A 3,241-nucleotide genomic window follows, 5' to 3' on the forward strand; every position below is an offset into this window, starting at 1 on the left:
CTGGACGCAGCCCCGCTCTTCACCGCGCACGCCCAGACTCCAGGCGACGACTGGCGCTATCGCGTCGACTGGCACCGACGTACGCGCCCCCACGACACCACCACCGCCGGCCCGTCCGGCCGTTGGCTGCTGCTGGTACCCGAAATGGACCGGCACGTGGAGTGGGTGGCCGGCGCCGAGCAGCTGCTGACCGAGCGCGGCTGCGCCGTGCTCCGCGTACAGGTCCCGGCCACCGCCGACCGGACCGCGCTGACCGCCGCTCTCCGGGACGCGGTCGCCGGCGCGCAGGGCATCGATGCCGTGCTCTGTCTCCTGCCGCTCGACGACCGGCCGCACCCGGACGCCGATGTGGTGCCCGCAGGGCTGGCCGCCGTCGCGACCACCGTGCAGGCATGCGAGGAAGTCGGCATCGGGCCGCTGTGGGTCGCCACCACGCAAGCGGTCGCCGTCGACGGCACCGATCGCGCGGAGGACACCGCCCAGGCCGCCGTCTGGGGCCTGGGCCGCGTCGCCGCGCTGGAGAAGCCCCAGCTCTGGGCCGGACTCATCGATCTTCCGTCCTCGGCCGACGCCGCCGCTCGCGAGCTGGTCGCCGGAGTGCTCGCCGCCCCGGACGGGGAGGACCAGCTCGCCGTACGCGCGAGCGGCGTGTACGTCCGCCGCCTGGTGCGCTCGATCACCCCGCCCGCCCCGGAGCCCTGGCGGCCCAGCGGCACCGTACTCGTCACCGGCGGTACCGGCGGCCTCGGCGCCAACCTCGCGCGCTGGCTGGTCACCCAGGACATCGACCACCTCCTGCTGGTCAGCCGGCGCGGCCCGGACGCTCCCGGGGCGGCCGCCCTGCTCGACGAGCTCGCGGCATCCGGTGTCGCGGTGACCACCGAGGCCTGCGACATCACGGACCCGGCCGCAGTACGCGAGCTGGTCGGCTCGATCCCCGACAGCCGCCCGCTCAGCGCCGCGATCCACACGGCCGGCGCCTTGGACGACTGCCTGATCGACGCCCTGACACCGCGGCGTTTTGCGGCCGCCCTCGACGCCAAGGTCAAGGGCGCGCAGAACCTCCACGCATGCGTCGAGGACGCACACCTGGTGCTGTTCTCCTCGCTCGCCGGAACCACCGGCACCAAGGGACAGGGGAACTACGCCGCCGCCAACGCGTTCCTCGACGCGCTCGCCGCCCAGCGCCGCGCCGCCGGCCTCCCCGCGACCTCGGTCGCCTGGGGCGCCTGGCAGGGCGACGGCATGGTCGCCGACGAGGCCATCGCCAGCCGCACCCGCCGCTACGGCCTCCCCCTGATGAGCCCGGACCGCGCGATAGCCGCCCTGCGGCAGGTCGTCACCGAGTCCACAGCCAACCATGTCGTGGCGGACATCGACTGGCCGCGGTTCGCCGCCGACTTCGTCGCCTCGCGACCGAGCCGGCTCATCGCCGACCTGCCCGAAGTACGGTCCCTGGGCGACCTCGGACCGGCCGAACAGGGCACCGACCTGCTGGGCACACTGGCGGGAATGCCCGAGGAGGACCGCCGAAAGGCCCTGCTGGACCTGGTCCACGAGCTGGTCACCACCGTCCTCGGGCATGGGTCGCGGTCCGCGATCGGCGCCCACAGCACGTTCCACAGCATCGGCTTCGACTCGCTCACCGCCGTCGAGCTGCGCAACCTGCTCGCGGTGCGCATCGGGCTGAGGCTGCCCGCGTCCCTCGTCTACGACTACCCGACCCTCGCCGCTCTCGCGGACCACCTCCACGAGCACCTGGCGTTCGACGAGCAGGGCGGCCCCGGCGACCTCCTCGCCGAGCTGGACGCGCTGGGCACGAGACTCGAAGCCGCCGAACTGGACGCGGACGAGCGCTCCCGGGTCCTGCGCAGGCTCCAGGAAATGCAGTCCGCCTTCGCCCCGCGGGCGGAAGCCTCCCGTGACCTCCAGTCGGCCTCGCGGGCCGAAGTGCTCGACTTCCTGACCAACGAGCTCGGCATCTCCCGATGACAGATGACCGCCTTCGACGGCTGCCGCACGCACCGCGCGCGTAGCCCACGCCGATCACCGAACTCGACCGACGCACCGGAAGCGGATCCGACACATGCCCAACGATGAAGAGCTGCTCGACTATCTGAAGCACACCGCCGCCAACCTCCAGCAGGCCCGGCAGCGGGTGCGCGAGCTGGAGGACAGCGAGCACGAGCCGATCGCGATCGTCGGCATGAGCTGCCGCTTCCCCGGTGGGGTACGGACCCCCGAGCAACTGTGGCGGCTGCTCGAAGCCGGTACGGACGCGGTGTCGGAATTCCCCGACGACCGCGGCTGGGACCTTGAGAACCTGTTCGATCCCGACCCGGACGCCCCCGGCAAGTCGTACGTGCGTGAGGGCGGTTTCCTGCGGGGCGCCGGGGAGTTCGACGCCGGGTTCTTCGGTATTTCGCCGCGTGAGGCGATGGTCATGGATCCGCAGCAGCGGTTGTTGCTGGAGTGTTCGTGGGAGGCGATCGAGGGGGCGCGGCTGGACCCCCGGTCGTTGCGCGGCAGCCGCACCGGCGTCTTCGTGGGCACGAACGGCCAGGACTACGGCACTCTCCTGCCGCGCGCGGACGAACGGACGAGCGGTTACCTGGCCACCGCCGCGTCGGCGAGCGTGCTCTCCGGCCGGATCTCCTACACGCTGGGCCTGGAGGGCCCGGCCGTCACGATCAGCACGGCCTGCTCGTCCTCGCTGGTGGGCCTTCACCTGGCAGCACGCGCACTGCGCTCGGACGAGTGCGAGCTCGCCCTGGCCGGCGGTGTGACGGTGATGCCCACCACGCGCCTGTTCGAGGTCTTCTCCCGGCAGCGGGGCCTGGCAGCCGACGGCCGGTGCAAGGCCTTCGCGAACGCCGCCGACGGAACGGGCTGGGGCGAGGGAGCCGGAATCCTGCTCCTGGAGCGGTTGTCGGATGCTCGGCGGCTGGGTCATCGGGTGCTGGCGGTGGTGCGGGGTTCGGCGGTGAACCAGGATGGTGCGTCGAATGGTCTGACGGCGCCGAACGGCCCGTCGCAGCGTCGGGTGATTCGTGCGGCATTGGCGAACGCGCGGCTGACGCCCTCGGACGTGGACGTGGTGGAGGCACACGGTACGGGTACGGCACTGGGCGACCCGATCGAGGCGCAGGCGCTGTTGGCGACGTATGGTCAGGGGCGGCCGGAGGGTCGGCCGTTGTGGCTGGGGTCGGTGAAGTCCAACATTGGTCATGCGCAGGCCGCT

General features: G+C 72.4%; 2 protein-coding genes. Both read left to right on the forward strand.

The annotated features are described in order from the left end of the window. Positions 1 to 1,992, forward strand: a 1,992-nt coding sequence (locus ACX9I7_RS32450; protein WP_459389375.1) for a beta-ketoacyl reductase, incomplete at its 5' end; no start/stop codon positions are given. A gap of 94 nt (positions 1,993 to 2,086) precedes the next feature. Beyond that, positions 2,087 to 3,241 (forward strand): beta-ketoacyl synthase N-terminal-like domain-containing protein (locus ACX9I7_RS32455; protein WP_459389376.1); only part of this gene is annotated, 1,155 nt, incomplete at its 3' end.

This window comes from Streptomyces sp. L500, from assembly GCF_054551825.1.